General features: G+C 65.4%; 30 protein-coding genes and 1 pseudogene. 23 read left to right on the forward strand and 8 right to left on the reverse strand.

All coding sequences use genetic code 11. The features are described 5' to 3' along the window. Nucleotides 1–13: 13 nt before the first annotated feature. Together ACX80C_RS10135 and ACX80C_RS10140 are read left to right on the forward strand one after the other, a co-directional pair. On the forward strand, nucleotides 14–691 hold the full coding sequence (locus ACX80C_RS10135; protein ID WP_459326344.1) for a bacterial proteasome activator family protein: 678 nt from the start codon (nucleotides 14–16) through the stop codon (nucleotides 689–691). Between the two features lie 17 nt (nucleotides 692–708). After that, nucleotides 709–1,167 (forward strand): hypothetical protein, encoded by a 459-nt coding sequence (locus ACX80C_RS10140; RefSeq protein ID WP_459326345.1) that lies wholly within the window; start codon nucleotides 709–711, stop codon nucleotides 1,165–1,167. Here the strand turns inward: ACX80C_RS10140 and ACX80C_RS10145 are convergent. The 3 genes and pseudogenes from ACX80C_RS10145 to ACX80C_RS10155 all read right to left on the reverse strand — a co-directional run. Continuing rightward, complete coding sequence (locus ACX80C_RS10145; RefSeq protein ID WP_459326346.1) at nucleotides 1,164–2,267, reverse strand: hypothetical protein; 1,104 nt, start codon at nucleotides 2,265–2,267, stop codon at nucleotides 1,164–1,166. The two genes, ACX80C_RS10140 and ACX80C_RS10145, sit on opposite strands and share 4 nt — an antisense overlap. Continuing rightward, nucleotides 2,264–2,635, reverse strand: a complete 372-nt coding sequence (locus ACX80C_RS10150) for an RNA polymerase sigma factor (protein ID WP_459326347.1) — start codon at nucleotides 2,633–2,635, stop codon at nucleotides 2,264–2,266. Before ACX80C_RS10150 ends, ACX80C_RS10145 begins: the two co-directional genes overlap by 4 nt. Before the next feature lie 11 nt (nucleotides 2,636–2,646). After that, nucleotides 2,647–2,790: pseudogene (locus tag ACX80C_RS10155) on the reverse strand (hypothetical protein); the annotation flags it as partial. A gap of 110 nt (nucleotides 2,791–2,900) precedes the next feature. Between ACX80C_RS10155 and ACX80C_RS10160 the strand changes: the two are divergent. Continuing rightward, nucleotides 2,901–3,740 (forward strand): aldo/keto reductase, encoded by an 840-nt coding sequence (locus tag ACX80C_RS10160; protein WP_459326348.1) that lies wholly within the window; start codon nucleotides 2,901–2,903, stop codon nucleotides 3,738–3,740. Nucleotides 3,741–3,953: 213 nt separating this feature from the next. On the opposite strand, the gene ACX80C_RS10165 is transcribed toward ACX80C_RS10160, so the two are convergent. From ACX80C_RS10165 to ACX80C_RS10180, 4 genes are read right to left on the reverse strand one after another with little or no spacing between them, the layout of a single operon-like run. After that, a complete protein-coding gene (locus ACX80C_RS10165) occupies nucleotides 3,954–4,325 on the reverse strand; it encodes a flagellar assembly protein FliW (protein WP_459326349.1) in 372 nt (123 codons plus the stop codon). After that, a complete protein-coding gene (flgL, locus tag ACX80C_RS10170; protein WP_459326350.1) occupies nucleotides 4,322–5,197 on the reverse strand; it encodes a flagellar hook-associated protein FlgL in 876 nt (291 codons plus the stop codon). The genes ACX80C_RS10165 and flgL overlap by 4 nt, the downstream gene beginning before the upstream one ends. Nucleotides 5,198–5,199: 2 nt before the next feature. Next, a complete protein-coding gene (gene flgK / locus ACX80C_RS10175; RefSeq protein ID WP_459326351.1) occupies nucleotides 5,200–6,600 on the reverse strand; it encodes a flagellar hook-associated protein FlgK in 1,401 nt (466 codons plus the stop codon). Then, a complete protein-coding gene (locus ACX80C_RS10180; protein ID WP_459326352.1) occupies nucleotides 6,597–7,082 on the reverse strand; it encodes a flagellar protein FlgN in 486 nt (161 codons plus the stop codon). Before ACX80C_RS10180 ends, flgK begins: the two co-directional genes overlap by 4 nt. A 216-nt stretch (nucleotides 7,083–7,298) precedes the next feature. Here ACX80C_RS10180 and ACX80C_RS10185 point away from each other — a divergent pair, with 216 nt between their 5' ends. From ACX80C_RS10185 to ACX80C_RS10275, 19 genes are all read left to right on the forward strand, one after another. Then, a complete protein-coding gene (locus tag ACX80C_RS10185; RefSeq protein WP_459326353.1) occupies nucleotides 7,299–8,108 on the forward strand; it encodes a sigma-70 family RNA polymerase sigma factor in 810 nt (269 codons plus the stop codon). A gap of 107 nt (nucleotides 8,109–8,215) precedes the next feature. Next, nucleotides 8,216–9,391: a flagellin N-terminal helical domain-containing protein gene (locus tag ACX80C_RS10190; RefSeq protein WP_459326354.1), complete on the forward strand. Its 1,176-nt coding sequence runs from the start codon at nucleotides 8,216–8,218 to the stop codon at nucleotides 9,389–9,391. A 143-nt stretch (nucleotides 9,392–9,534) separates the two neighbouring features. Then, the gene (gene fliD, locus ACX80C_RS10195; protein WP_459326355.1) at nucleotides 9,535–10,923 is read left to right on the forward strand and encodes a flagellar filament capping protein FliD; all 1,389 of its coding nucleotides are present in this window, start codon (nucleotides 9,535–9,537) and stop codon (nucleotides 10,921–10,923) included. Beyond that, nucleotides 10,920–11,360, forward strand: a complete 441-nt coding sequence (gene fliS / locus ACX80C_RS10200; protein WP_459326356.1) for a flagellar export chaperone FliS — start codon at nucleotides 10,920–10,922, stop codon at nucleotides 11,358–11,360. The genes fliD and fliS overlap by 4 nt, the downstream gene beginning before the upstream one ends. Then, the gene (locus ACX80C_RS10205; protein WP_459326357.1) at nucleotides 11,347–11,652 is read left to right on the forward strand and encodes a hypothetical protein; all 306 of its coding nucleotides are present in this window, start codon (nucleotides 11,347–11,349) and stop codon (nucleotides 11,650–11,652) included. Before fliS ends, ACX80C_RS10205 begins: the two co-directional genes overlap by 14 nt. 289 nt (nucleotides 11,653–11,941) lie before the next feature. Further along, complete coding sequence (locus tag ACX80C_RS10210) at nucleotides 11,942–12,283, forward strand: flagellar basal body rod protein FlgB (RefSeq protein ID WP_459326358.1); 342 nt, start codon at nucleotides 11,942–11,944, stop codon at nucleotides 12,281–12,283. Then, nucleotides 12,283–12,675, forward strand: a complete 393-nt coding sequence (locus tag ACX80C_RS10215) for a flagellar basal body rod protein FlgC (protein ID WP_459326359.1) — start codon at nucleotides 12,283–12,285, stop codon at nucleotides 12,673–12,675. Before ACX80C_RS10210 ends, ACX80C_RS10215 begins: the two co-directional genes overlap by 1 nt. 1 nt (nucleotide 12,676) lies before the next feature. After that, nucleotides 12,677–12,970: a flagellar hook-basal body complex protein FliE gene (gene fliE / locus ACX80C_RS10220; RefSeq protein WP_167990681.1), complete on the forward strand. Its 294-nt coding sequence runs from the start codon at nucleotides 12,677–12,679 to the stop codon at nucleotides 12,968–12,970. Beyond that, nucleotides 12,970–14,574 carry a flagellar basal-body MS-ring/collar protein FliF gene (gene fliF / locus ACX80C_RS10225; RefSeq protein WP_459326360.1) on the forward strand — a complete coding sequence of 535 codons (1,605 nt, stop codon included), beginning with the start codon at nucleotides 12,970–12,972 and terminating at the stop codon, nucleotides 14,572–14,574. Before fliE ends, fliF begins: the two co-directional genes overlap by 1 nt. Then, nucleotides 14,571–15,671: a flagellar motor switch protein FliG gene (fliG, locus tag ACX80C_RS10230; RefSeq protein WP_459326361.1), complete on the forward strand. Its 1,101-nt coding sequence runs from the start codon at nucleotides 14,571–14,573 to the stop codon at nucleotides 15,669–15,671. The genes fliF and fliG overlap by 4 nt, the downstream gene beginning before the upstream one ends. Continuing rightward, nucleotides 15,661–16,332, forward strand: coding sequence for a FliH/SctL family protein (locus ACX80C_RS10235; protein ID WP_459326362.1), 672 nt, complete (start codon nucleotides 15,661–15,663; stop codon nucleotides 16,330–16,332). Before fliG ends, ACX80C_RS10235 begins: the two co-directional genes overlap by 11 nt. Before the next feature lie 5 nt (nucleotides 16,333–16,337). Next, nucleotides 16,338–17,693 (forward strand): FliI/YscN family ATPase, encoded by a 1,356-nt coding sequence (locus ACX80C_RS10240; RefSeq protein WP_459326409.1) that lies wholly within the window; start codon nucleotides 16,338–16,340, stop codon nucleotides 17,691–17,693. Continuing rightward, a complete protein-coding gene (locus tag ACX80C_RS10245) occupies nucleotides 17,690–18,115 on the forward strand; it encodes a flagellar FliJ family protein (protein WP_459326363.1) in 426 nt (141 codons plus the stop codon). The genes ACX80C_RS10240 and ACX80C_RS10245 overlap by 4 nt, the downstream gene beginning before the upstream one ends. Beyond that, nucleotides 18,102–18,830: a C40 family peptidase gene (locus ACX80C_RS10250; protein WP_459326364.1), complete on the forward strand. Its 729-nt coding sequence runs from the start codon at nucleotides 18,102–18,104 to the stop codon at nucleotides 18,828–18,830. Before ACX80C_RS10245 ends, ACX80C_RS10250 begins: the two co-directional genes overlap by 14 nt. After that, nucleotides 18,827–20,386, forward strand: coding sequence for a flagellar hook-length control protein FliK (locus ACX80C_RS10255; RefSeq protein ID WP_459326365.1), 1,560 nt, complete (start codon nucleotides 18,827–18,829; stop codon nucleotides 20,384–20,386). The genes ACX80C_RS10250 and ACX80C_RS10255 overlap by 4 nt, the downstream gene beginning before the upstream one ends. Before the next feature lie 15 nt (nucleotides 20,387–20,401). Next, complete coding sequence (locus tag ACX80C_RS10260; protein WP_459326366.1) at nucleotides 20,402–20,845, forward strand: flagellar hook capping FlgD N-terminal domain-containing protein; 444 nt, start codon at nucleotides 20,402–20,404, stop codon at nucleotides 20,843–20,845. Nucleotides 20,846–20,868: 23 nt separating this feature from the next. Further along, nucleotides 20,869–22,044: a flagellar hook protein FlgE gene (locus ACX80C_RS10265; RefSeq protein WP_459326367.1), complete on the forward strand. Its 1,176-nt coding sequence runs from the start codon at nucleotides 20,869–20,871 to the stop codon at nucleotides 22,042–22,044. A 170-nt stretch (nucleotides 22,045–22,214) separates the two neighbouring features. Next, nucleotides 22,215–22,640 (forward strand): hypothetical protein, encoded by a 426-nt coding sequence (locus tag ACX80C_RS10270; protein WP_459326368.1) that lies wholly within the window; start codon nucleotides 22,215–22,217, stop codon nucleotides 22,638–22,640. A 47-nt stretch (nucleotides 22,641–22,687) separates the two neighbouring features. After that, entirely contained in the window at nucleotides 22,688–22,993 is a 306-nt protein-coding gene (locus ACX80C_RS10275) for a hypothetical protein (protein ID WP_459326369.1), read from the forward strand. Nucleotides 22,994–23,267: 274 nt separating this feature from the next. Here the strand turns inward: ACX80C_RS10275 and ACX80C_RS10280 are convergent, their stop codons facing one another. Further along, nucleotides 23,268–24,827, reverse strand: coding sequence for an HNH endonuclease signature motif containing protein (locus ACX80C_RS10280; RefSeq protein WP_459326370.1), 1,560 nt, complete (start codon nucleotides 24,825–24,827; stop codon nucleotides 23,268–23,270). A 1,009-nt stretch (nucleotides 24,828–25,836) separates the two neighbouring features. Between ACX80C_RS10280 and ACX80C_RS10285 the strand changes: the two genes are divergently transcribed. After that, entirely contained in the window at nucleotides 25,837–26,691 is an 855-nt protein-coding gene (locus ACX80C_RS10285; RefSeq protein WP_459326371.1) for an isocitrate lyase/PEP mutase family protein, read from the forward strand. Nucleotides 26,692–26,725 lie beyond the last annotated feature (34 nt).

Raw genomic sequence — 26,725 nt, forward strand, 5'->3', positions numbered from 1 at the left:
AGAGCATAGCTTCATGACCGAACAGCAGCCGGAACAGCACCCCGAGCACCTCACCGTCACTCCCGAACAGGCGGCGAAGGAAAACCAGGAGGGCGCGGTCCTCCTCGGCAAATTGGATTCGGGCCGTGGTCTACCCGAACAGAACGACGACGACGGCGCCTCCCGCAGCGGTGCTTCCCCCAGCGAAAAGGGCAAGCCTGCGAAGCTCACTGAGCTTGTCGATGAGCCCGCGAAGGTCATGCGCATCGGCACGATGCTCAAGCAGCTGCTCGAAGAGGTCCGGAGCGCGCCCTTGGATGACGCTGGACGCACCCGTCTGGCCGAGATCCACGAGCGCTCGGTCCGCGAGCTCGAAGACGGTCTGGCTCCGGAGCTGGTTGAGGAACTGCACCGGATCAACCTGCCGTTCACCGACGATTCCGTGCCCACTGACGCTGAGCTGCGCGTCGCCCAGGCGCAACTGGTCGGCTGGCTGGAGGGACTGTTCCATGGCATCCAGACTGCGCTCGCGGCCCAGCAGATGGTCAACCAGCAGCTGGCCGCGCAGCTTCAGCTCAAGCAGCTGCCTCCCGGCACTGTGATCGCTCCCGGCGTGGTCGTCGGTGAGGACGGCGAACCCAGGCGCGCGCCGGGCGCCAGGCAGGCCGCCGGGCAGAAGCCCGACACACACGGTCCCGGCCAGTACCTCTAGACGAACTTCCGGACACGATGGCTTTTTTCGCAGCGGCCCGGCAGGGCCGTAAGGATGACGCCGAGCTGGGCTCGGGTGTGTGGCGGCGCGCCCACGACCGTTTCCGCAGGGGCCTCGACCGCTACCACCAGATTCTTGAGGGCGTGGACGACGACGCCGTGTACAACGAGCTGACCGAGCTCGCCAATGAACTGGTTCAGCTGCTGCCGCGCGTGCGGGATGTTTGCGTTGCGGCGCAGTCCCAGTCTCCGAGCGAGGGCCTCGACATTCCCGGCGCGCTCCTCCAGGTGCACCGGGCGCTGTCACGGGCCGGTAACGCGCTCGCGACGACGGCGGAGGCGGCCGCCATGGCCCGCCTCGACGGCGAGCGTTGGGGCATCGCGTCGGCCGGACTGGACAACGTGCGGCGCCGTGCCGGCGTGGTCGGCGAAGACGTGGCCGAGGCCGAACGATTACTCGGCGCGACCAGCAACTAAAACCCCAGCAGCGTCGAACCTGACTCCACGGCGATTTCGACCACCGGCATGCTCAGGCCGCTACAGGTGCGCTCCTCGCTGGACCGGATCCGTCCCTCGATGAACGGCGTTGGAAAGCCCGATACCACGTAGGGGTAGCCGGCCTCGTTGAGGACCATCGGAGTTGGGCCATTGGCCATGAAGGCCCTCGGAAGGTCAGGGACGTGCGCGGTGAAACCCTCCGGCCAGAGCAGGTACCAGCGCTGTCCTTCGAACTCGTACCAGAAGCAGGCGCTATCGTCGCCCACGTAGCCTTGGATGATACCCAGAGCCGGGTCTCTCTCGGCCGCAACTGGAACCCGGCCCAGAACCTCACCGTCCACGGCTTGACCGGCTCCCACACCGGACGTTTCCAACGGAACCTCGGTTGCGGGCAGCAGGGTCAGCTGATCGCGCACCTGCTCGGGTAGCGCTACCGGGTTCCCCGAAGAATCTACGACGGCCCCGGTCCGCTTGTTGGTCACGGTGAGCATGGCGAGCGGGCTTTCAACGAGTTTGTTCGTTCCGTCCAGAAAGAACAGGTGCGCGCGCTTGTAGAGACTTCCGCTGTTCGCTTCCCCGATCGTGTCAGCGTTGGCGGCCGGATGGCCGGTGACATCGAACAGGACGGATTGGGTGGGGATTCCCCCTTTGAGGACCTGCTGAACGTCAACCTCAAGTTGGAAGCGGAGCGTCTCAGAGTCCGCGCCTCCCTGACTTAGCGCGCTCAAGGGTGTGCCCACAACAACCGCTGCAGCGTCCTGGAAGAGTTTCTCCACGGCCACGGTGTTTTCCGCGACATCAACACCGGAACGCGGAAACAGCGTGGCCGTCACACCGAGAGCAACAATTGCAACGATCGCGACGGCGGCCGCAGCCAACCGCGCGAACAGCGGCGAATGCGACGCGGTCGAATCGCCCGGCGTTTTCGGTGAGTCCGTTATGACCGCACCGTCGTTGAGCGAGTGGGCAGCGCCGTCGGAAGTTGCCTGTGCGAAAGCACGACGGCGGCTGGCCGCCAACTCGTCCTCGGGAACGTTGCGTGCCGGGTCCGCTTCGGAAAGAATGCGTTCGATGTTCATGGTGTTTCTCCCGTGCGTGAGAGGTAACTGGCGAATGCCTTGCGGGCACGGTGGAGCCGCACGCGGGCGGCTCCCGGCGTGCAGCCGAGCAGGGCGGCTGCTTCTGAGAGCGGAAAGCCGTCCCAGTAAGTGAGGATCAGGATCTCGCGGTCCGCAGCTCTGAGCCGCGCCAGTGCAGCGTGGACGTGGTCCGGCTGGTGCCCCGTCCGGTCGAAGCCCTCACGAATGCGGTCGACCAGCCGGGCGAACCGTCGTTGGGATCGCTGATGATTCCGCAGCACGTTCTTGGCGATCCCGAACAGAACCGCTCCGGGCACTTCGGAATCAGCGGCAAGCTTTGCCACACGATCCGGAAAGTCTCTGCGCACAGGTCCTCCGCGGATTCGTGCGATTCCGTCCGGCGGCGGAGGTACAGATACACGCGGTCATGATGCTCCCTGTGCGTCTGCGCGAAAAGCCGCTCACGATGCTGCGCCTTCGTCGCCGAAGTCATCGGTGTCCCCCTTGCGGTTTGTGTGACCATACCCGTTAATGTCCGGTTGCCGGGCGATCTGTTACAGGCAGCGCAGGAATACTTCCCATCCGGCCCGGGTTGCCACCCTTCGGAAGGCAAGCAGCAATTGAAAGGGATACATGAGTACCTCACCAAACCTGACGTTTAACGACGGCCGCACCATCCCCCAGCTCGGCTACGGCGTCTGGCAGGTCGACGACGCCACTGCGGAGGACGTCGTCGGGCGCGCCTTCAAGGCCGGCTACCGTCACATTGACACCGCGAAGATCTACGGCAATGAAGAGGGTGTGGGGCGTGCTATCGCCTCCTCCGGTCTTGGCCACGACGAACTGTTCATCACCACCAAACTGTGGAACGCCGACCAGGGCTATGAAAGCACCCTCGAGGCATTCGAAGCGTCGATGCAGCGCCTTGGTCTCGAAACCCTCGACCTGTACCTGATCCACTGGTTGCAGCCGAAGCAGGGCAAGTACGGTGACACGTGGAAGGCCCTCATCGAGTTGCAGAAGCGTGGCCGCGTGCGCTCCATCGGTGTCTCGAACTTCACGGTCGAGGCCCTGCAGGAGATCATCGACGAGACCGGCGTGGTGCCGGCGATCAACCAGGTTGAGACGCATCCGTACCTGAATCAGGCCGAGCTGCGCGCCTTCGAAACCGAGAAGGGAATCCTGCACGAATCCTGGTCGCCGCTCGGCTCCGGCAAGGGCCTGCTGGACGATCCCGTGCTTGCCGGCATCGCCGAGAAGCGCAACGCAACCCCCGCGCAGGTTGTCCTCGCATGGCACCTGGCCCTCGGCAGCGTGGTCATTCCGAAGTCGGTGACCGAGTCCCGCATCATCGAAAACTGGGGCGCGCTGGACGTTGCCCTCACCGACGATGACATCGAGGCAATCAACGCGCTCGACAAGGGCGAAGCCGGCCGCATCGGCGCCAACCCGGCAACGGCGGACTTCGCCTAAGGGAAGTACCTTCGCGGAGAGCAACGACGACGGCGCCTGGCTGAAGCTCGTCAGGCGCCTCAGGCATGGAGTGGTTGTCCTGAAAATCTGGCTGCACTGCATGCGTTGGCATGCAACGCATGCAGTGCAGCCAGATTTGCGGAAGGGTACTGCCGCACTGCACTACCCGTGACCCACCACCTGTTCTGGCGCAAGTGAGGCCGGCAGAACCCGCTAAGCCGCCAATGGCGCCCGCATGGGCCATTCGCCGCCGTCGAGAATCACTTGCGTGGCAGCGCCGGTGGCCGGATTGACCAGGATCGGCGCCATGAGGTTCACGGTTGTGCCGTCCCCGCCCGGGTTCGCGACGACGAGGACGGTCGGCTCGTCGGCCTCTGATAGCCCCAGCTCCACGCGCTTCGCCTCGGGAACGGCCGGCACATAGTCCCTAAAGTAGCGGGAAGCCTCAAGCACGAACATCCGGAGACCGGCCTGGTCCCTGGATTCCAGCGAGAAAAGCCCTTCGGCGCCGTCAATCGGCCTAAGACTGAAGTCCACCAGGGGTGCCAGCCCGGGCGGCGGGGAGGTGAAGCGCAGGCCGCTCATCGCAGGAAGTCCATGAGCGTTGGCTGCAGAACCCGCGCCGTCACGGCGAGCGCTGCCTGATACGAGGTTTCCTGGAGCTTCATGTCGAGGATGACCTGCGCCAGGTCGATGTCCTCGACCCCTGCGCGCTGCGCCTCGAGCGCGCCCAACTTCTCCACCGTGGCCTCCTGTGCCCCCAGTATGCGTCCGTGACGCGATCCAACCGACGTAACCTCCGCCCGGACGGCCGCGAGCCTGTCTTCCAGGGCTGTCAGGTGTGCGGAGACACCGCCTCCGCTGCGCAGGTCCGCGGCAATCGTATCAAGCAGCGCAAACGCCGAAGAGTTCCCGACACCGAACACCGCAGCACCATCGGCATCCACCCGGACGGTGGTCCCGGCGTCGATCCGGCGCTCCACCGGGCCGGAGGCGTTGTAGGTGAGGTCGCCGTTGAAGGCGGCTCCGGCGTCGGAATTGCCCGCGAACACCGTGCGCCCCTGGTATTGCGTATTGGCCAGGGAAAACAGCTCGGTCCGCAGCGATTCGATTTCCACGGCCAGCGCTTCGCGGGCGGCGGGGGAGATGGAACCGTTGATGGCGCGAAGGGTCAGGTCATGTGCGCGGCCGAGAACGGTGTTCGTGGACCCCAGGGTCGCGTCCAGCGTGGTGAGCCAGGCGTCGCCGTCGTCGATGTTCCGCGCGTACTGTTCGGTTGCCCGCAGGTCTGCCCGGACGCGCAGGGAATCGGCCGCGGCAGCCGGATCATCCGAGGGGCGGTTGATCGCCTTGCGGCTGGAGGCCTGGTCCTGCAGTTCGGCCAGGCGCGCGAGGTTGGCCTGCAGGTTCCGCTGGGCGGTCTGCGCCATGGTCTGGTTGGTTATGCGGCCGATCATCGCTACCTTCCTACAATTCCGGTTCGGTTGATCAGGGTGTCGAGCATCTGGTCCACAGCCGTCATCACACGCGCCGCACCCTGGTATGCGTGCTGGAAGGTCAGCAGGTTCAGTTGCTCCTCGTCCATGCTCACCGCGGAGCCTGACAACTGTCGTTCAACGGCCGACGACGCCGCCAGCCCGGCGAGCGTCGCCGCCTTCAGCGTGGTCTGGGTTTCAGAACCCAGCTCAGTGACGAAAGCGGTCCAGGCGGAGTCGGGGGAGGAGGCACCGGCGCCGAGGCCCGCCACCGCGTCGGCGATGCTTCCATCGAGGGCTCCCGCTCCCGGGCCGGCCGCAGCGATGTCCTCCACACCGCCCGGTACAACGCCCAGATTCAGCGCCGGTGGATCGCCGGAAACCGTAAAGAAATCCAGCCCTGTTCGGCCGTCGGCAGTTGCCCCGGTCCGGTGGACGGCATTGACCTGGTTCGAAAGGTCCTGCGCGAACGTGTTGTAGAACCCGGCCGCCTCGGCGATGGCCCCCGTGGGCGCGAGCATGGTGAGGGCGCCTGCGATCTCGCCGCCGTCGAGCGCCGCCGGTACGCCCGGGCGGTGCGCCCATTCAACGCGCACGACGTCGGCCGCCGCGCCTTCGAGTCCGCGCGCACCGGCAACCTGCAACGGCCGTGCGGTATCCCCGGACACCAACGCATTCCCGCCGATCAACACATCGATGGTGCCGTCCCCGGCATCCCGTACGGTGCCGCCGGCCAGTGACGCCACCGACGCCGCAAGCTGTGCGCGCTGGTCGATCAGCTCGTTCGCTGAGGTGCCGGCCGCCGTCGTCGTACGGATGGCGACGTTGAGTTCAGCGATGCGGGTGGCGGCGCTGTTGACCTCGGCCACCATCGCTTCAGTGCTTCGGCGAAGCGAACCCCATTGGGCCTGCGTTTCGCGGTAACCGGTAGCGATCCGGTTGCTGAGCACTCCGGCGGCGTCGAGGACTACGGTGGCGGAGGATGCTTTGCCGGTGTTGTTGGCGAGGTTCTGCCAGGAAGCCCAGAACTCGCCGAGTCCGGCGGAAATGCCGTTCTCGCCGGGTTCATTGAGCGTCGTCTCCAGCGCGGCGAGTGCTTGTGCGCGGGTCGTAGCGAACCCGGACGCCGCCCCGGTGACGCGTACCCGTGCGTCCAGGTGCGCGTCGCCGAGCCGTGCAATCCCGTCAACGAAGACACCCTGCCCCGGACGGACCGGCCCGGAGAACATCCCCGCGCGCACCGCGTGGGCAGCCGAAGTGCTGACGCGTTGCCGGGTGTAGCCGTCGGTATTGGCGTTTGCGATGTTCTGGCCGACGACGTCGAGTCCCCGGCTCGCCGCAACAAGCCCGGTGTAGGCGGTGTTGAGTCCACTGAACGTGCTCATAGGTCCCTATCCACGATGTGCGAGGTATCAGCCGGGGAGTCCGACCGGCCGGACGAGGTGTAGGTTCCGGCGTCCGGGTTGAGCCCGGCGAGTGTCTCCTGGGTGGACCGCGCGGCGGCACGCAGGTACTGCTGGTTCGCGTCCCGAAGTTCCTTGATCTCGGCAGTCAGTTCGGTCATTGCCTTGAGGTGGGATGCGAGAATCTCGCCCCACGGGCCGTTGGCGGCATGGCTTGTCAGTTCACGCAGTGTGGCGTCTTCGGAGGTGCCCCACTCCTTGGCCAGCGCGGAAACCTCAACAGTGCGGGCCAGGCCAGCGCTCCGCAGGCGTTCCAAAACCTGCTCAACCTCGCGGGTGGCATGCTGGAGCCAGCGGGTGCGGCCGGCGGTCAGGAGCAGTTGCTCCTCCTCCAGCTTGAACACCAGCAACTCCAGTAGTTCACGTTCCTGCCACAGCAGGGCAGAGAGTTCGTGCGCTCCCATCCCGGCCACCCTTCCTGTTCGGATGTGCCGAAAAGACAATCCGTTTTCACTATCGGCATTGCAAAGACCGGCGTTAGTGATACGTTGCACCTAATGTCGCTTGGTAAATGCGGCGTCCTGGGGTAATTCTCGTACGATTCCTCAGGATTCGCACAGTTTTTGCACCTGTTATGCGCCTGAAGCGGCTCTCGTACATATTCAGTTGGGGAACTGTTAATGAATAAAGTTGAGCGTGACCAGATCGTTGTAAACAATCTGCCACTTGTTGGTTATCTGGTGTCCGAACTCTGCGCCAAGGCTACGCACCTCTCGCGTGATGACCTCGCATCGGTTGGTGCGCTCGCGCTGATCACCTCCGCCGAGTCATACGATCCCAGTCTAGGCGTGCCGTTCGGTGCCTATGCCCGGCGTCGCATCACCGGCGCATTCGCCGATGAGCTGCGGTCCAATGACTGGGCCCCGCGATCGGCCCGTAAACGCATCCGTGAAGCCCTCGCTGTCCAGGAGACCCTGACCGGCGCGTTGCTCCGCCCGCCCACCACTGAGGAACTCGCCGCAGCCATGGGCGTGGACCGCGCTACCGCGGACGCTGCGCTCGCAGATGCTTCCCGCACGGTCAGCTCCCTCGATGACAACGTGGCGGACTTCATCGTCTCCCGCGATGAGACCCCGGAAGCCGCAACGCTGGCGGCCGAACGAATCGCCTACCTGCGCGCCTCCGTTGCCTCGCTGCCGGAGAAGATGCGCTACATCATCGAGCAGATCTATTTCGAGGACCGTTCCGTCAAAGACCTCGCCGAGGAGTTGGGTTCAACCCACTCGGCCGTGTCGCAGCAGCGTTCCGAGGCCATCCGCCTGATGCAGGACGGCCTCGCCACCCACTACTCCGACGAGCCCGACGCCGCCTACACGCCGCAGTCCCGCGTCTCGCCGAACCGACGCACGGCGTACCTGGCGACACTGGCGGACCAGACGATGGGCGGTATCACGCGCGCTGCCCGCCTGCTGGACCCGGCGGCGTCGTAATAAGTCTTCCCGGGTTGCTAACGGCCCGGCTCCTTCGTCCGATAGCTCTTCTGTGCAGGCCCATGGATGGGCCAGTGAATTAGACCCACTCACGGAGGAGTAACACAATGGGTTTCCAGATCAACACCAACGTGTCGGCCATGAATGCCTACCGCAATCTGTCCAGCACACAGAACGACATGTCCAAGTCCCTGGAGAAGCTTTCCAGCGGTCTTCGGATCAACCGCGCAGCCGACGACGCCGCCGGCCTGGCTCTCGCTGAAGGCCTGCGTTCGCAGGTCAACGGCCTGGGCGTTGCAGCCCGTAACGCACAGGACGGCATCGGAGTCATCCAGACCGCTGAAGGTGCGCTGAGCGAAACACATTCCATCCTGCAGCGTATGCGTGACCTCGCCGTTCAGGCCGGCAACGACTCGAACAACGCAGAGTCACGTGCAGCGATCAGCACGGAGGTTGCGGGCCTGGCCGCTGAGCTGGACCGCATGGCGAAGACCACCAACTTCAACGGCAACCGGCTACTCGACGGTTCCACCACCAGCATGGCGTTCCAGGTTGGTGCCGAAGGAAACGTCAACAACCAGATCACCATCAACCTGGGTTCGGCCAACGTGCAGGCCGTTGCAAATACGCTCACCGGTGGTGACCTGACCACTACAGGCACAAGCTTCGCAATCGATGATGTCGCGGTCCTGGCCGGTGCTGCTGCATTCACCACTTCGAAGGATGGCGTAGCGACCACTGTTACCACCGGTGACCTTGGTGCCGCAGCGTCCTTCGATAGTGTCGAGGATTATGCAGCCGCACTGCGTGAGGATGCTGCATTTGCCGCGAACTTCAGCGTCGCAGTTGAGACCGACGCCAACGGAGCCGGAGTTGGCATCGTGGTGACCGCGCTCAATGGCGGGACGCTGACGACTGCTGACAATGCCGCCGCGGGGACGGGCCTCGGTGCCGGGGCTGAGGGAACTTCGGTCACCGGAGGGCTCAACTTTGACAATGCCGCCAACGCACAGGCGTCCATTGAAATGATTGATGAGCAGATAAAGACGATCTCCACCGCCCGCGCTGAGCTTGGTGCTGTGCAGAACCGGTTCGAGTCGACGATCAACTCGCTCAACGTCTCAGCTGAGAACCTGTCTGCTGCAGAGTCACGCATCCGCGACACCGACATGGCGAAGGAGATGTCCAACTTCACCCGGTCAAGCATCCTTTCCCAGGCCGGTACCGCAATGCTGGCCCAGGCCAACCAGATGAACCAGGGTGTCCTTCAGCTCCTCGGCTAAGCCCAGCGCTGATCCGATGAACCGAAGGTAATAACCGTCTGGCGGCACTGGAAAACTGACTTGGACCTCACACCCCTGTGCCGCCAGGCATACCTTCTTACCGACTTGCTTGTACCCACCCGCTGAACCGAAAGGAGCCCGACATGGCCTTCTCCATTGACGGCATCGCCAGCGGCCTCGACACGACCACCATGATCAATCAGCTCATGCAGCTGGAAGCCCGGCCACAGACCCTCATCAAGAACAAGGTCAGCGCTACGGAAGTTTTGATCTCCGGGCTGCAACAGCTCAACACCAGGCTTGCATCGCTCGGCGAGCTGGCCGAGAAGACCGCGAAGCCCGACGCACTGAGCCTTCACACGGCAACCACGAACTCCGAGGACCTCACCGCCAAAGCCTCCAGCTCCGCACGCGCAGGTTCCCTCGACTTCACCGTCGACCGCCTCGCCCAGCGGCAGGTTTCCGTCACCGCGGCCATGACCACGTGGCCGGATAACCCCGCCACCCTTACCATTACCGCGTCTGACGGCACCGCCACTGAGGTGTCCCCAGCCTCGGCGTCGCTCGATGACATCGTCACAGCAATCAATGATTCCGAAACCGGTGTCACCGCATTGAAGGTTGCCGCCGGTACGGACCCCACTACCGGCGAACCTCTCTTCCGGCTGCAGCTCAGCGCTGCTGAATCCGGCGTGGCTGGAGCCTTCACCGTCCACCGCGGATCGGCCGCGGATGTCACGGCCGGCACAGCGACGGACCTGCTCGCCGACCCCGGTGCCGCGCACGTCCGTACCGCTCAGGACGCCCAAGTGACCCTCTGGGCGGGAACAGCGGCTGCACAGGCTGTGACGTCGTCGTCGAACACGTTCACCTCGCTGCTCCCCGGTGTCGATGTAACCGCCAAGGCAGTTTCCACGGAACCCGTGACCGTGACTGTAGCCCGGGATGAGGCGGCGTCCCAAAGAGTGGCCAAGGACCTTGTGTCCGGCCTTACCGGCGTGCTGTCCTTCATTTCGGCCAACTCCACAGTCACACCATCAGCACCCGGTGAGGACGCTGCAGTCGGCGGCGTCTTCACCAGCGACAGCGCCGTGCGGGATGTTGAGCGCAGCATTCTTGACGCCGCAACGGGACCGGTGGATGGGCGGTCGCCCTCTGAAATCGGAATCAGCATCACCCGCGACGGCTCCGTTGAGTTCGACGCCGAGAAATTTGACCAGGCAATTGCCGAGGACCCTGCACGGGTGGCTCATGTGCTGCAGACCATCGCGGGACGCGTCGCTGAGTCGGCGACTGGGCAATCTGACAAGTTCGACGGCGCCCTGACCCTCCGGATCCAGGGCCAGGAGCGCAGCGTCGGTAACCTCAATGACGAGGTCGAGAACTGGGACCGGCGTCTGGAGATGCGGCGGGCCACACTTGAGCGGACCTGGTCTTCGCTCGAAGTCCAGTTGCAGGCGCTGCAGTCCCAGGGGGACTGGCTCTCCTCGCAGCTGGGTAACCTGCCGTCCATTGGAGGTAAAGACAAGTGACCCTTACTTACGGCAGCTCAGCGCTGCGCTCCTCGGCGGCCAATGAGTATGCGCGGAATTCGGTTCTCTCTGCGAGCCCGGTCCGCCTGCTGACCATGCTGTATGACCGCCTCATGCTCGATCTTGCACGGGCCGAGTCGGCGCAGGAAAAGGGTGAGTGGGCGGAAGCATCGGAGCAGCTGCTGCACGCACAGGCAATCCTTGGTGAGCTCACCTCGTCACTGAAGACGGACGAGTGGGACGGCGCGGAGGGGCTGAAGTCCCTCTACGCTTACGTGATGACCGCGCTGATCCAGGCCAACATTGGCCGCAGCGTGGACCGCACCCGCGAGTGTGTGGAACTCCTCGATCCCATTCGGAACGCGTGGCACGAAGCCGCGGAGTCCCTGCCTGCACAGCCCGCGCCAACCGGGACCGGGACCCTTGGAGTCGGTTGAGCGCTGGGCTGCCATGCTCGACGAGCTCGAAGCCGCAGCGCTTGCCTCCGGGACCGTTGCGCCGTCGTCGTCGGGTGCTGGCTGGTCCGCGCCCGCGACCTTCGGGCCCATCCCCTTCGAATTGATCGGCCGCGCGCGGTATGTCCGGGAACTGCAGGTGCAGGCCGAGAACCGGCTTCGGGCCTCCCTGACCTCCGCCCGCGCCCAGGCAGACCTGCTCAACGCCGTCAACGCGGCGGCGGGGCGCACCGGTTCCGCGAAACGGTCAGCGTACCTGGACGTCTCCGCCTGACACGGCGCCACCCTTCGCCGTGTATTGCGTGGGCGGTTCACCCGGCCAACGGTTCCGTTGCCTTGACGCGGACGCCGCGCCATGAAGTCACCCCTTTTCGCGGGGAGTCAACGGGTCCGTCGCCTTCGCGCAGCAGCGACGAAAGACTGCGAGAACGCTTCACGGAAGTTGCGGCGAACAACTAACGCATCCCGAAACCCGTCCGATAAGGAATTCTGAGCACGGATCGCTCATCCCAGGGCCATGGATCGGCCGAACGCACCTGTCGGTATGAAGGGGTTGCTCTGCTGTGTTTGAATCCGTGACGACCATGGCGCTGACCAGCGCACTCGATGCGCTGTCGCTGCGACAACGCGCCATCGCGAACAACATCGCCAACGTGAACACGCCCGGATTCCAGGCGCAGCGGGTCAGTTTTGAGGACATCCTCGCCCGATCGGTAGCCAGCGGGGACGGCGTCGTGGAAGCGTCCATGGACCGTTCCCTCGAACCCACGCGGCTCAACGGCAGCAACGTGAACCTCGACACCGAGACCCTCTCCAATGTCGACACGGTCCTGCGCTACCAGTTCGCAGCCCGGGCGGTAGAGGGCACTTTCAGTAGCGTGCGCACAGCGATGAGGACAACCTGATGACTTTCGACGCGATCGGGATCGCCGGAACCGGGCTGACGGTCCACCGCAAGTGGCTCGACGCCGTCGCGGACAACCTGGCCAACGCCAACAACGCGACAGCGACCGACGGCGCCGCATTCCAGGAACGCTTTGTCCTCGCCCAGGAGGGGGAGGGCACGAGCGGGGTCTACGTTGCAGGCGCGGAGTTCGGCGATGCCGAAGGTCGGCTCGTGCACCAGCCGGACCACCCCCTAGCGGACGAGGACGGCTACGTCCGCTACCCGGACATCGACATGTCAGCCCAGATGGGGTACCTGATCATGGCGCAGCGCGGCTACCAGGCGAACGCCGCCGTCGTCGACCGCGCCAAAACCACCTACGAAGCCGCACTGCAGATCGGACGCAACTAATATGCCCATCGAAGCCGTCCAGGCAGTAAGCGCAACCGGGTACCTTCCACAGGTTCAGCGGCCTCAGGGCACTGACGAAGGTTTCGCCACCGCGCTGACGGGCGCTGTCGACAATCTCGTGTCGCTGCAGTCGGCGTCGAACGAGCTGTCCGTGCAGGCCGTGACCGGAAATCTCTCCGACATCCACAACGCGACCCTCGCTTCCACCCGTGCGCAGGTCACGCTTGAGCTTGTAGCCGCGGTCCGCAACAAGGGCGTTGACGCGTTCAACGAGATCATGAGGATGCAGGCCTGATGCCCCGGGCCATGAACTCCGCCTTCGCGCGGCTGGGCGCAACCGTACGCGGCTTCACCGTTGCGCAGCGGACCATAGCGCTGATCGGAATTGCGGTGCTGGTGCTCGGTACCGCAGCGTTAGTGACCTGGGCCAGCAAGCCGGCGTTCAGCCCGCTGTACTCGGGGCTGGGTGGTGAGGACGCCAGCGCGATCGTCGAGCAGCTGCAGACCGACGGCGTTCCCTACGAACTGGCCGACGGCGGTGCCACCATCCTGGTCCCCGAAGCCCAGGTGTATGACCAGCGGCTCAAGTCCGCGGCCGCCGGCCTGCCGAGTGCTTCAACAGGCGGTTACAGCCTCCTGGACGACATGGGCGTGACGTCCTCGGAGTTCCAGCAGTCCACCACGTACAAGCGCGCGCTCGAGGGTGAGCTGGCGGCGACGGTATCAGCGCTCGACGGCGTCAAGACGGCAACCGTCCGGCTCGCCATTCCGGAGGAAACGGTCTTCGTGTCCGAGGAGGGCGAGCCCACGGCATCGGTCTTTATCGAGACGGATGCCGGTGTCGCGCTGACCACCGAGCAGGTCCAGGCCGTCACCCACCTCACGAGTGCCTCGATCGACGGCATGGATCCGGCAAACGTGGCGGTGATCGATTCAGAAGGCAACGTCCTCTCGGCTGTGGGTGTTGGCGCTGCAGGCTCGGCGGATCAGCAGGCCTCCGACTACGAGACCCGGATCACCGCCTCCGTGCAGTCGATGCTGGACCGCGTGGTTGGGCCGGGCAATGCGACAGTCGCCGTCGCAGCGGACATGAACTACGAATCCGCCGAGCGCGTCGAGGAAACCTTCACCACACCCGAGGACGCTCCTGCGCTCAACGAGTCAACCACCACCGAAGAGTACGAGGGTGCAGGCGGGCCGGGCGCTGGAGTGCTCGGCCCGGACAACATCGCCGTGCCGGAGGGCGGTGCCGGGCAGGGAACGTTCTCCTCCGAGGAAAGCACGCGGAACAACGCGGTTAACAAGGTGACCGAATCCCGGATCATTCCAGCGGGCGACATCACGCGTCAGACAGTGTCAGTGGCTATCGACGACGCCGCCGCGGCAGGCCTCAACGTCGCCGACCTCACCGCGCTGGTCGCCAGCGCCGCCGGCATCAACGCCGACCGCGGTGACGAGGTCACCGTTGAGCTGGTCCCCTTCAACACCGCCGGCGCCGCACAAGCGGCCGAAGCCCTCGCGGCAGCGGAGGAGGCCAGGCAGGCTGAGCAGCGGGCGCAGCTGCTACAGACCGGGATGATAGTACTCGGGGTGCTGATTGTCCTCATCATCGGCCTGATCATCTACGCCCGGCGTTCCCGCCGCCAGCGCCGCGAGCCGTTGGACCTAGGCGAACTGCAGGAAGTTCATCCCGCACTCGGCGGCGGCGGAGCGGCCGTGGCCCTCCCGGCTTCCGAACCGGCGACGACGGCAATCAGCTCCATGCCCCTGGCCGGAATCGAAGCACCGGAGACGGATATCAACCGCAAGCGGGCCGACATCGAGGCAATGGCACAGCGGGACCCGGCCAAGACGGCGGAGTACCTGCGCAGCCTCATGGATGACAGGCAGCCGGTATGACCGAGCAGCTGACCGCGGGGCAGCAGGCCAAAGCGCAGCAGGGTGGTGAGCAACAGCCTGGTGCGCTGCAGCCCGGAGCACAGCTGAACAAGGCTCGGCTGACCGGAACGCAGAAGGCGGCCATGGTGCTGATGCAGATGGACCAGGAGCGTGCTTCGGAAGTCCTCAAGCAGTTCAGCGATTCCGAGGCCGAGGAGATCGCGGCGGAAATCGTCCGCCTGAGACGGGTTGACGCTGCTGTTGCCGAGCAGGCACTCACGGAATTCCACGAGCTTACGGTGAGCGGCCGTCGTCGTCCTCGTGGCGGGCGCGAGGTGGCAATCGGTCTGCTCGAATCATCCTTCGGGGCGGAGCGCGCAGCCGGGGTGATGGACCGGCTTGCCTCGTCCATGGCTGGGAAGTCCTTCGAGTTCCTTGAGTCGGTGGAGCCGGGGCAGGTTGAAACGTTGCTCGGGGGCGAGCTGCCGCAGACCATCGCCCTGGTGTTGGCGCATCTGCGGCCGGAGCATGCATCGGCGGTGTTGGCGGGGCTGGATCATCCGCTGCGGACCGACGTCGCGCAGTGCATCGCGACCATGGGATCGGCAACACCGGAAGCCGTCAGCGTGGTGGTCGAGAACCTGTTGGTCCGCGCCGGGGCCGTGGCGTCGCCGCACCAGTCCTCCGCGGTGATCGGGGGGATCCAGCCGCTGGTGGACATCATCAACCGGTCCGATGTCGCAACCGAGCGGGCGCTGCTCGACAGCCTCGAACAGCGCGACCCGGACCTCGCCGAAGAGGTCCGCGCGCGGATGCTCACCTTCGCCGACATCGTGAACCTCGAACGGCGCGACATTCAGCTGGTGCTGCGCGGAATCGACGCTGGTGTGCTGGCCCTGGCAATGAAGGGAGCCTCGGAAGCGGTCAACGAGATGATCCGCACCAACGTCTCCGAACGGAACCGGGAACTGCTCGACGACGAAATCAGCGCGGCCGGGCCGGTCCGGGTCTCCCAGGTGGAGGAGGCGCGCGCCGAAGTGGTGCGCGCAATCCGGGACCTGGAGGCGCAGGGCACCATCACCATCCAGCGCAGCGAGGAGGACGAGTATGTCTACTGACTTCGCCCACGCCTCGTACCCCGTCCTTGCAGGCCCGGACGCCGACAGGGCCCGCGAGGCCGGCGTTGCCAAGGGGCACGCGGCCGGATATGCGGAGGGCATGCGCGCCGCACAGGCCGAACTGGCCCAGCGCCGGATGGTCCTTGAGACCGAATACCAGGCCATGAACGACGACGCCGGCCGCCGGCTCGAGCGCGTATTGGTCACCCTGGGTGCGGCCACCCATGCGCTGAACGGGCGCCTCGCGGCGTCGTCGGCGGCTTCGATGAATGCGCTCGCGGTCGCGGCATTCGAGCTGGCTGAGGCGATCATCGGCGTCGAACTCGACAGGGGAAGCACCGCACCGCGGGCCGCAGTTAGCCGAGCGCTTTCGGGAGTGGACTCCGGTGCTGCGCTGAGGGTTCGCCTGAACCCGCTGGATCTTGCCGAACTGTCAGGGGTGGAGCATCCCGCCGGCGTCGAACTGGTACCGGATGCGTCGCTGGCCCGCGGGGACGCCATGACCGAGACGAACGAGAGCTACCTCGACGCGCGGATCGGCACTGCGCTGCAGCGGGCAAAGGAAGCGCTCCTTGGGAACTTTCGTGCAGCTGAGGTGGCTTCGCCGTCGTGGAACTCGCCAGAGGTGCACGAAAGTTCCGGGAACGGAGCGCGCTGGTGAGAACAGTGTTTGCTGAACGGCTCCCTGAACCGCTCCCGGAAGGGCTCGCAGACCGGCTCGACGCCGCGAAGGCGGCGGCGGCGCCCGAGCGCCTTGGCATGGTGCAGTCCATTGTGGGGCTGGGGGTCGACGCCGTCGGGCTGGATGCCGCGATTGGGGACCTGGTGACCGTGGGAGATGCCGCCGGTATCCCGGCCGAGGTGGTCGCGACCTCGCGGACCGGTGTGCGCTGCATGCCCCTTGGATCGCTCACGGGCATTCGTGCCGGGACGCCGGTCCGTGCCACGGGCAAGCGTTTCACCGTGCCGACGGGACGCGGCCTGCTGGGGCGGGTACTGAACGGCATGGGCGAGCCGATCGATGGGAAGGGCCCGCTCGCAGGAGGTGCCGGACTTGGGGCTGTCCCGCTCGATAATGTCTCGCCGCCGGCACTTCAGCGCACACGCATCACCGAACCGCTCCAGTTGGGTGTGCGGGCGATGGACACACTGACCACGGTCGGGAAGGGCCAGCGCATGGGCCTGTTCGCGGGATCCGGTGTGGGGAAGTCGTCGCTGCTGTCGATGATTGCCCGCGGTACGGATGCCGCCGTTTCGGTGATTGCGCTGGTGGGGGAGCGCGGCCGCGAGGTGCGGGAGTTCCTCGAGGACGATCTCGGTGCGGAGGGGCTCGCCCGTTCGATCGTGGTGGTGTCGACGTCGGACGAGCCCGCACTGATGCGGATGCGTGCCGCATTCGTGGCCACACGCATCGCCGAATCGTTCCGCGACGAAGGCAGAGACGTCATGCTGATGATGGATTCGCTCACCCGGGTTGCGATGGCGCAGCGCGAGATCGGCCTGTCCGTCGGTGAGCCGCCCGCAACCCGCGGGTACCCGCCGTCGACCTTCTCGCTACTCGCCCAATTGCTGGAACGCGCGGGTACCGGTGCCACCGGATCAGTAACCGGCATCTACACGGTGCTGGTGGACGGCGATGACCACAACGAACCCATTGCCGACACCGCCCGCTCCATCCTCGACGGTCACGTGGTGCTGGACCGTGCGCTCGCCGTCGCCGGCCATTTTCCCTCGATCGATCCGCTCGCTTCCGTGTCCCGGGTGGCATCCCGGGTGACTTCGCCCGAGCAGGCCAGAACGGCGTCGGCGTTGCGCAAGATGCTCGCCGCGCGGCGTAAGGCGCAGGACCTGATCGACGTCGGGGCGTACCAGAAAGGTACCAACCGCCTGGTCGATGCCGCACTGGAACATGAGGACGCGATCAACTCCTTCCTCCAGCAGGGCATGGCTGAGCAGAGCCCCGCCGTGCAGTCCTGGGACCGCCTCAACCGAGTTGTCGCGAACAGCGGGGTGCTGCAATGAACCGCCGCTTCCCGCTCGCTGGGCTGCTCCGGTTGCGCCAGGTCGGCCAGGACCAGGCAGCCGCGGACCTCGCGGCAGCGAACGGCCGCCTGCGCGAAAGCAGCGCACGACGACGGCAGGCCCTCGTGGCGCTCGATGGCAGCACCGCGCACATCGCCGACACAGCCGCACTGCACGCCATCGCCGCCGCACGATCCGCTGCCCGGGGGATGCTGACGGAGCTCGCCGCCGTCGAGGATGGGCTCCGTTCCGAGGCGGCCCGCGCCCAGGAGGCGTTCAACGCCGCGCGCACTCAAACGATCGGGCTCGAGAAGCTCGAAGAACGACACGCGGCCGAGGTCTCGGCGGAGGACTTGCGCACCGAACAGAAGACACTCGACGAACTCGCATCACGTACCCGGGGGAAGAATGACGCTCACTGACACCGTGGGGCGGGTCCAGCAGATCCAGTCCACACTCACCCAGCTCGCCACGCCGGTTCGGTCGGCGAACTCCGGTGCGGCATTCGCGGAAGCGCTCGCGGCGCAGGCTGCAACGGCCTCCCCGCGTGCCTCCGCCGCTCCGGTCCTTGGTCTGGCCGAGGCGTTGAACGGGACCGGTGCGGGTCTAGGCGCGGCTCCCGGTTCATCCGCGGCTCCGGACCTAGCTGGGGTTCCCGATCTTGCGGGGGCGATTGCCGCGCTCGTTCCTCAGGGGCCCGAAAGCCCCGCCGGGGTTGACGCGCAGAAGCTGATCGACGCCGCCATGCAGTACGAAGGCCTGCCGTATGTCTGGGGCGGGACGGACCCCGCCGTCGGGCTGGACTGTTCGGGTTTTGTGCAACGTGCGTTCCGGGATATCGGCATTGAGCTCCCGCGGGTGACGTGGGATCAGATGAAGGAAGGTACGGCGGTTGCGTCGATGGCTGATGCCCGGCCGGGTGACCTGCTCTTCAGCTTCGACGGCGGTCACGTGTCGATCTACCTTGGCAACGGCAAGGCGATCGATGCTCCGCAGCCCGGGGACACGATCGCCGTTCGCGACGCCTGGGAGACCGACGCCAATGTCACCGCTATCCGCCGTATCCTCCCGGCCGATGACGCCGCAGCCCTCGCCGCTGCCGCACAGGCTGCACTCGTGACTGGCGGCACGCCATGATGCCGGTAGCCGGTTCGCTCGCCAAGACGACGGTTCCCGCGGCATCGAAGCCGGGCACGCCCGGGGACGCTTTCGGGGAGACGTTTGCGGCGCACGTGGGGCAGCGTGATCACCTGCACGACGACGGCGGCATCCGCCCCGAGCGCGAACCCGCCTCATCAGCTGGGTACCGTGATGCTGCGGATGCTGCTGCGCGCCATGCTGCCGGTAAAGCGGACGACGCAGAGCAGGCCGGCGGTTCGGTGCACTCCGGGGTGGGTAGTTCGTTGGAATCCGCGCGGACACGTTCCGATGCTCATGCGCCGGGTGCGGTTTCGACGGCTGATTCGGCTGGGTCGGCTGGGTCGGCGGCTTCCAACGGTGGCGACGCGCACGGTGCCGACGGAGCTCTTACGGGTGCGCCGACCGGGACCGCCGCGACTTCGGACGCTGCTGGTTCTCACCCGCTTCAGGCCACCGCGACCGGGTCGGGCGCTGTGAACGGTGCGTCCTCCGGTGCTCAGGTAGGGCAGCGGGGAGGGATGCCGAACGGAACTTCTGCGGTCGGATCCGGTGGGTCAACAGCACCCGGCAGTTCGCCTGCGGCCAGCGAGCTTGCTGCGCTTGACCAGTCTTCGTCGGGCGCGGCGTCTGGCACCAAGCCTGCGTCCGGTACTGCCCCTGCAGCCGGAAGCACGAGCGTGGTGGGGGCCTCATCTACTTCCAGCATTGCGTCCAACACTGCACCGGCCCCCGGACCTCTGCCAGCCAACGCGACCGCGACCGGCAACGCCGCGTCCGGTATCGGTGCAGGCGCGCTCTCCGCTGCGGTAGCGGATGCCGGTTCCGGGTCCAGCACCCCGACCGTGTCGGCGGCGTCGCCAGCATCCTCCACTCCAGCGGCTTCAGCTCAGGCCTCCCCGGCCGGAGCTCTGAACCCAACCGACCAACAGCTCGCGCCTCCAGCGAGTACGACCGCGGCACCGGCAGAAACACACGTACCGCCGAACCCCGTTAGCGCCGCGCCTGCTCACGTAGAGGTAAAGCCGGCCGATCCTCAGGTCGCAGCGCTCATCGCGAAGGTGTCTTCCGAGGCCGCGCCCACGCCGGCGGAAGGTGCGCGGCCCGCGCAGGGGGCGGCGCCGTCGTCGTACCCGTCCCTGGCCGGACAGATCCTGAAGCCTGCATTCTCACTCGCCCAGGCCGCGCCCGGGGAATACGCGATCACAGTCCAGGTGGCGCCGGAGAACCTTGGTCCGGTCACGGTGAAGGCGTTCGTGACGCATGACGGAATGCGCGTGGAACTGTTCGCTCCGAACGACGCCGGGCGTGAGGCGCTCAAGGCCGTCTTGCCCGAACTGCGACGGGAATTCGGGGGCGCTGCGTCCGCGACCGTGGATGTTTCGTCGCAGAATGCGGACACCGACACCGGATCAGGCGGCGCCGACGGCAGGCGGGAGCGCCGCGACTTCGACCTCCGCCACCAGACCGCCAGTCCTGCACAGCCCGACGAACCCCAACCAGAACGGACGGTGCGAACGTGGCACTCGACCTCAACCATCGACCTGCTGGCGTGACGAAAGGAAACTTCTATGCCCGTTGATCCAGTCAGCGCCGCTCCTCCCAGCTTCCAACCCGGGGCTGCGGAGCGTTCGCCGAAGCAGGCGATGGACGGCGAGGTGTTCATGTCCCTGCTGGTCAGCCAGTTGCGGAACCAGGACCCGAGTTCGCCCATGGACACCAATGCCATGATCGCCCAGACCACCCAGCTGGCGATGATGGAGAAGATGAACGAGGTTGCCTCCCTCACTGAGGAGGGGTTCTTCCTCAGTATGCGCTCGGCTGCCGCGGACCTGATTGGCCGTGAGGTCAGCTACCTCGACGACGACGGCGAGACCCTCACCGGCACCGCGACCGCCGTCTCCTACGCCGGGCCTGTCCCGATCGTGACCGTCGACGGTGAGGCGATAGCGCTCGACGCCATTGCCGGAATCGTTGGCGACACGCTTCCCGTCGAACCTCAAACTCTCGTCTAACCTCGCTCCGAAAGGCGTTCCTCATGCTTCGCTCTCTGTACTCCGGAATCTCCGGTCTCCGTTCGCACCAGACCATGCTCGATGTCACCGGCAACAACATCGCCAACGTGAACACCGCGGGCTTCAAGTCATCCTCCACACAGTTCCAGGACACCCTTTCCCAGCTGACGCAGGGGGCGGGCGGGCCGCAGGCAGCTGTTGGCGGCACCAACCCGGCGCAGGTTGGTCTCGGTGTGCAGGTTGCCGGAATCTCGACCAACTTCGCGCAGGGTTCGGCGCAGGCTACCGGCCGGGCCACGGACATGATGGTCGCCGGCGACGGTTTTTTCATCACCCGCTCCGGCAACGAGACGCTCTACACCCGTGCGGGTGCTTTCGAGTTCGACGCCGATGGTCGTCTCGTAGCCCCGGATGGCGGCATTGTGCAGGGCCGGTCGGCGGTGAACGGGCAGATCAACCCGGGTGCCGCCGTCGGCGACATCACGGTGCCGCGCGATGCTGTCTCGCCCGCGGCGGCCACCAACGCTGCAGTCGTGACGGGCAATCTGCCCTCCGACGCGGCCGTTGGAACTTCCCTGGTGCAGGACATTGAAGTGTACGACGGCGGCGGCGATCCACGCACCCTGGCGCTCACCTTCACGAAGACCGCGGCGGGTTGGGATGTCGCGGGTAACGACGGCGGCGGTGCCAGCGGCACCGGGGCGATCACCTTTGACGCGAGCGGTAACCTGACCGGCGGAGGGACCCTGGCGCTTGGCGGTATCGGCGTGGACCTGGGTGCGCTGACCGGGTATGCGGAGCTGTCCACAGTGTCGATCGAGTCGCAGAACGGTCGGCCCGCGGGGACGCTGGAGTCCTTCAGCCTGTCCGAGGATGGGACGCTGATCGGTTCCTTCAGCAACGGCGGCAGGCAGCCGTTGGGTCAGATTGCACTGGCTGGCTTCGTGAACCCGGCGGGCCTGGAGAAGGCAGGATCGTCGTCGTACCGGGTGACTGAAAATTCCGGCGATGCCGCGGTAGGCGCAGCGGGTGAGGACGGTCTGGGATCGCTGGCCGGAGGAATGCTCGAGATGTCCAACGTCGATCTGTCGCAGGAGTTCACCAACCTGATCGTGGCGCAGCGCGGCTTCCAGGCGAATGCGCGCATCATCACGACGTCGGATGAGGTGTTGCAGGAGCTGTCGAACCTGAAGCGCTAGTTACGCCGTCTATGGCATTACCGTTCAGTAACGTTCGGGTGTTGGGGGCTCTCCAGGGCTGACAAAGTGAGCAGCAGGCGTAAGGCTGAAGGAACTTAAGCCGTCGATTGCTTGTGCGCCGGGACGAATGGGGGCGTCAGCATCGGCCCAACTGCGGGGAATCGGAGTAAATGATGACGCATCAGACGCTAAGTTCTGGACGCAAGGCATTGAATGCGGCGTTTTTGGCTCTTGTCGTCGTTATGGTTGCGTCGCTGTATTCCGTCAACCGAGGGCGGGAGGGATTCGCCCGTTCTGAGGAGCTTGCTGACCTGTTCCTGCTCTGGTGGGCGATAGCGACGGTCGTAGGCTTCGGCGCTGTGGTTGCTCGCAGAGTGGGCCTCGGGCCGGCACGGTTGATGGAGGGCACCTGGTTTTTCGCTATCGGCTCTATCGTGGGAATCGCTGCGGCGGCCACGGACTGGTCAGTGGCTACGGACTGGACCGGTGGTGTCGAAGGACAGGGACCGGTGATGTTGACTGTTCCGCTGTTGTTCGCGCTGACTGGTTCGATGTTTGAGAAGACTAGGAAGTCGACGGAGCCAGCGCGGGTCTGACGCCTGCTGTACTGATTCGTGTGTACGACTAGAAGTAGGGGGAACCCATGAACGACGCCGCACGGCTCCACAAACGGACGTTGACCGTCGGAATTGTGTTGGGGGTGTTAGGGCTTCTCATCATTCTCGTCGGCGACTATCTGCTGCTCCAATATGGTGCCGTCTCCTTCCAAGCGTCGAACGGGTTCTTCTTCTTTCTGACGAGGCTGTCCATGATTGGCAGCGTTGCCTTGCTGCCGTTCTCTGCGGCGCTGGTGTCAGCCGCGCTGGTGATGAAGTACTGGGACAAGCGGTTGCAGGCGTTGGGCGCCCCAGACGAGGACGACGACGACGCCGGCCCGGACCTTCACTAGCTGATCGCGAGCATGTGCCTGTCGTGTTCCAGGCGGGACGCGGCAGCCGGATCATCACAGCTGGTCGGGCCGGGTGATAGCCACCTGATCAGCTGGCGGGTGTTGACGCGGTGCCGTTGGTCAACGGGTGAAGGCCTGCCAGTTGCACGGAGCGTGAACATGACTCAACGCTCACTTAGCCCCTTGTCCGTATCGGCAGGGCATTGAGGCAGGACGAAGCGCATCACTGAAGGCGCTTCTCGTCCCATTCGTCCCGCGCGTGGCTACTCGTTCTCTAGAAGGGTGGTGGTGGTTCGGGGAGCGTGGTGTAGGTTTTGCCGGCGAGTGAGGTGCTGTGTACTGCACCGGATGGGTCTGTTGTGAAGTCTGTCCAGATGCCGTTGGTTTTGAGGGCGTGGTGGAGTTTGCACCGAGGCCGTAGGTTGCCCAATTCTGTGGTGCCGCCGTGATTCCAGGGGGTGGTGTGGTCAATCTCTGAGGTCCAGGCGGATCGGTTGCATCCGGGATGGACGCAGGTGGGGTGTTTGATCCGTACCCAGTCCTGCAGGTGCTTTGGTGGACGGTATTTCTCCCTGCCGACGCTGAGCACGGCACCGGTTTCGGGGTGGACGAGGATTCTGGTGAAGCTGGGTGCGTGGGCTGCGAGGTTTCGGGCTGTTTCCGGGTCGATGGGCCCGTATCCGTCCAGCAGTCCGTTGGTGCAACCCTCCAGGTCGGGGGCGCCGACACGTGGGCTGCCCTCAAGGTCGGCGAGGATTGATGCTTCGCCCGGCGCGTGGCCGTCGTGGTGACTGGCGGTGGTGTCCGCGGCGCCTCGCGCCCCGTCCTTCGTGTGCTCCCTCCGAGTGCTTCCCGCCGCGCCGCCGGTGTCGGCGGGTGAGGCGTTTTGCCAATCTTCCCGACGGTGTCCGAGGAGGGTCATGACGGGGACGGTGAGGAACACGTTCGCCCCGATGCCGCGGTGGCCGGTGCCGTTCTTCGGGTTTCCGGTGCAGGTGTGGGTCAGGACGTCGGTGAAGACGTCTGCACGGAGCTGAGTGAGGGTACGAGCCTCGTCCGGACCCTGGAGGGAGCGGGCTGCGGTGTTGACCCGGTTGAAGATCCCGTGCGCCTGTTCCGCGGGCAGGTACGCGCCGAGCCAGGCCATACCGTCCTGCTCCGGTTGGAGGGTGACGGCGCGGTCCTTCACCGCGCGTTTGCGGCGTTCGGTGATCGACTCCGGGTGTAGTTCCTCTCGTAGCCGGCGGCACCGCTGGACCAGTTTGGGACGGGTCAACGTGGCGGCGGTGTCCAGGATCTGCTCCTCGTAATCCGGTATTGCTTCGGTGGGGATGGTCCCGGATTCCTGCACGATCACTTGGGCTTGGGCGGGGCTGAGAGTTCCGGCTTCGAGGGCTTCCCAGGTGGCCGGTAGATCCTTACACAGGGTGAGCGCTTCGCTGAGGATCTGCTGCGCTGTCCGGCCCGGTACCCGCAGCAGGGGTGCGATCTCTTGGGCGGTGTAGGTGAAACCTGTCCCTGGGTGCTGTTGGCCGGTGCGGAACATCTCGTGCCCGTTCACGTGGTGGTGGACCTGGGCGATCAGTTCCGCCTGTTGCGCGGCAACCCACGAGGTGAGCCGGTCAGCAGCTTTCAGCAGGTCCAACGCGTCCGGTAACCCTTGTAGCCGTGGACTCTGCTCGATGAGCTGCCGTACCAGCGCCTCCGGTCCGGCGGCTTCGACACCTTCGGGTGCATCCTCATCCGCCGAGGAGCTGACACCGGACCCGTCCACGAAGGAATCACCCACATGGGCATCGTTTGTGGAGTAATCGTCCGTGGAGGAACCGTTCATGAAGGAATCCCGGCCGGCGCAGAACAGACCATCACAACCAGCATCCCGCGGGCACGCACAGGTAGTACCCCCGGCCTCCCCGGCAGGGGAACCGGCTCCCGTAGTCGCTGATCCGTTCATGACTTCAGTCCATCACCTGCCACTGACGGAATTCGGTCCGGTAAGAGCGACCAGATTATGCCCACAGCGAACATCCGAATCTCGAGCAATCTGAAGGTCCGTTAGGAGGCGCTCCGACCGTTAATGTCAACACACAACAGGAACCGCGACCCGCCTCGAGGCGCGCTCGAAGCACCCGCTTCCATTGCGGGGCCACGCGTTCGCCATAGCGTGGTCGGAATGAACAGCGCGCCGCACGGCCGGGACTTCGGGTGGTTATGGGCAGCCTACTCAGCCAGCTCTCTCGGCACCGCCGTAAGCATGGGAGTATTTCCCCTCATCGCAGTCCTCGTCTTGGGTGCTTCAGCGCTGGAGGTGTCACTTCTCGCGGCAGTGGGTGCGCTATCCGCAGCGGCCGTCTCCTTGCCGCTGGGGTCCTCGATTGAGCACCGAGCCAAGCGCCCGACCATGATCGCTGTCGACCTTCTTCGGTTCGTTTCGCTACTGTCCATCCCAGCGGCTGTTATCGCGGATGGCCTCACTTTCACTCACCTGTGCGTCATTGCGGCGATCCGGGCGACCGCCGCTGTGATCTTCAGCGCTGCGAGCGCTACATGGCCCGAGTGGGTGTTGCCTGGTCGATCAGCTCGCGGACAGTGCAGCCAATCTTTATCGCGGCAGGCGGCGCGTTGGCAGCGATCACAAGCGGTCAGATGGCGCTGTGGGTTGGCGGTGTCCTGTGCTTGCTGAGCAGCGTGTTGTTGCCGTGGAAAGAGCGCGACAAAGCGGACGCGAGCAAAGAGGCCTGCGTAAACAGGTAGATTCCTCCCAGCGCACCTGAACGGCCCATCCGAGTGGTGTCGTCTGATTTCCGCCAGCCCGAGAACGCCCCTCCTGCTGTGATGAATTCATGATCTCCCAACAAGACGCGCCACTCGCCAGCAACCGCTCACCCAGGCAACCCGATAAGGTCGAAGTATTTAGAAGGTTGTGCGACAGGAAAGACCTCGTTCTACCCAACGCGTGGGACGCCGCATCAGCCATCTGTATCGCACGCGCCGGTGCCTCCGCGATTGCGACGACGAGCGCCGGCATCGCATGGGCCGCAGGCGTGCCCGACGGCGGCTGCCTTCACCCGGACCAAGCGATAGCTGCCCTCAGTAACATCGTCAAAGCAACGGATCTGCCCGTCACCGCCGACCTAGAGAACGGTTACTACCCTGAGGACGCAGGTCTAAATAGATTAATTGACCGGGTCCTCGACCTCGGAGTCGCCGGAATCAACGTCGAGGACTCTCGGGCCGCACAGCTCTTGGACGCAGGAACGCAGGCGGCACGCATAGCTACCGTTCGCCGCGCAGCGGACCGCACAGGAGCTCAGCTCTTCATCAATGCACGAATCGACGCCGTCCTGCTCGGTGTTGGGGACCCTATCGAACAAGCACTGAGCCGCGCTGCCCGCTACGTCGAAGCAGGTGCTGACGGCATCTTCGTCCCCGGAGTAACCGACCTCCCCACGGTCACACATCTCGCCGAAAATTTGAGCGTACCGCTGAACGTTATGGTCACACCGGGTAGCCCCACGACAGGGGAGCTGCTGAAATCAGGCGCCGGACGAGTCACGATCGGAATGGCCGGTGCGCTCGCGGCCTACGCACTCATTGAGGATTCGGCCGGGGAGTTACTCACAACCGGGACCTACGACGCACTGCAACCGGCACTCGACTTCTCCACCTTCAACTCCGCGCTGGCGGGACGACAGTGATGGCAAGACGACAATGACCGCGAGAGACGACAAC

The sequence above is a fragment of the Arthrobacter tecti genome (assembly GCF_054511355.1).

Bases quoted from the DNA above. Each gene is read 5' to 3' on its own strand.
- fliE (WP_167990681.1), top strand. From the start codon at position 12,677: ATGCCCATCGAAGCCGTCCAGGCAGTAAGCGCAACCGGGTACCTTCCA.
- fliF (WP_459326360.1), top strand. From the start codon at position 12,970: ATGCCCCGGGCCATGAACTCCGCCTTCGCGCGGCTGGGCGCAACCGTA.
- ACX80C_RS10160 (WP_459326348.1), top strand. From the start codon at position 2,901: ATGAGTACCTCACCAAACCTGACGTTTAACGACGGCCGCACCATCCCC.
- ACX80C_RS10235 (WP_459326362.1), top strand. From the start codon at position 15,661: ATGTCTACTGACTTCGCCCACGCCTCGTACCCCGTCCTTGCAGGCCCG.
- flgK (WP_459326351.1), bottom strand. From the start codon at position 6,600: ATGAGCACGTTCAGTGGACTCAACACCGCCTACACCGGGCTTGTTGCG.
- ACX80C_RS10250 (WP_459326364.1), top strand. From the start codon at position 18,102: ATGACGCTCACTGACACCGTGGGGCGGGTCCAGCAGATCCAGTCCACA.
- ACX80C_RS10215 (WP_459326359.1), top strand. From the start codon at position 12,283: ATGACTTTCGACGCGATCGGGATCGCCGGAACCGGGCTGACGGTCCAC.
- ACX80C_RS10190 (WP_459326354.1), top strand. From the start codon at position 8,216: ATGGGTTTCCAGATCAACACCAACGTGTCGGCCATGAATGCCTACCGC.
- ACX80C_RS10135 (WP_459326344.1), top strand. From the start codon at position 14: ATGACCGAACAGCAGCCGGAACAGCACCCCGAGCACCTCACCGTCACT.
- ACX80C_RS10275 (WP_459326369.1), top strand. From the start codon at position 22,688: ATGAACGACGCCGCACGGCTCCACAAACGGACGTTGACCGTCGGAATT.
- fliD (WP_459326355.1), top strand. From the start codon at position 9,535: ATGGCCTTCTCCATTGACGGCATCGCCAGCGGCCTCGACACGACCACC.
- ACX80C_RS10265 (WP_459326367.1), top strand. From the start codon at position 20,869: ATGCTTCGCTCTCTGTACTCCGGAATCTCCGGTCTCCGTTCGCACCAG.
- ACX80C_RS10270 (WP_459326368.1), top strand. From the start codon at position 22,215: ATGATGACGCATCAGACGCTAAGTTCTGGACGCAAGGCATTGAATGCG.
- flgL (WP_459326350.1), bottom strand. From the start codon at position 5,197: ATGATCGGCCGCATAACCAACCAGACCATGGCGCAGACCGCCCAGCGG.
- ACX80C_RS10245 (WP_459326363.1), top strand. From the start codon at position 17,690: ATGAACCGCCGCTTCCCGCTCGCTGGGCTGCTCCGGTTGCGCCAGGTC.
- ACX80C_RS10165 (WP_459326349.1), bottom strand. From the start codon at position 4,325: ATGAGCGGCCTGCGCTTCACCTCCCCGCCGCCCGGGCTGGCACCCCTG.
- ACX80C_RS10285 (WP_459326371.1), top strand. From the start codon at position 25,837: ATGATCTCCCAACAAGACGCGCCACTCGCCAGCAACCGCTCACCCAGG.
- ACX80C_RS10260 (WP_459326366.1), top strand. From the start codon at position 20,402: ATGCCCGTTGATCCAGTCAGCGCCGCTCCTCCCAGCTTCCAACCCGGG.
- fliG (WP_459326361.1), top strand. From the start codon at position 14,571: ATGACCGAGCAGCTGACCGCGGGGCAGCAGGCCAAAGCGCAGCAGGGT.
- ACX80C_RS10185 (WP_459326353.1), top strand. From the start codon at position 7,299: ATGAATAAAGTTGAGCGTGACCAGATCGTTGTAAACAATCTGCCACTT.
- ACX80C_RS10180 (WP_459326352.1), bottom strand. From the start codon at position 7,082: ATGGGAGCGCACGAACTCTCTGCCCTGCTGTGGCAGGAACGTGAACTA.
- ACX80C_RS10145 (WP_459326346.1), bottom strand. From the start codon at position 2,267: ATGAACATCGAACGCATTCTTTCCGAAGCGGACCCGGCACGCAACGTT.
- ACX80C_RS10280 (WP_459326370.1), bottom strand. From the start codon at position 24,827: ATGAACGGTTCCTCCACGGACGATTACTCCACAAACGATGCCCATGTG.
- ACX80C_RS10140 (WP_459326345.1), top strand. From the start codon at position 709: ATGGCTTTTTTCGCAGCGGCCCGGCAGGGCCGTAAGGATGACGCCGAG.
- ACX80C_RS10255 (WP_459326365.1), top strand. From the start codon at position 18,827: ATGATGCCGGTAGCCGGTTCGCTCGCCAAGACGACGGTTCCCGCGGCA.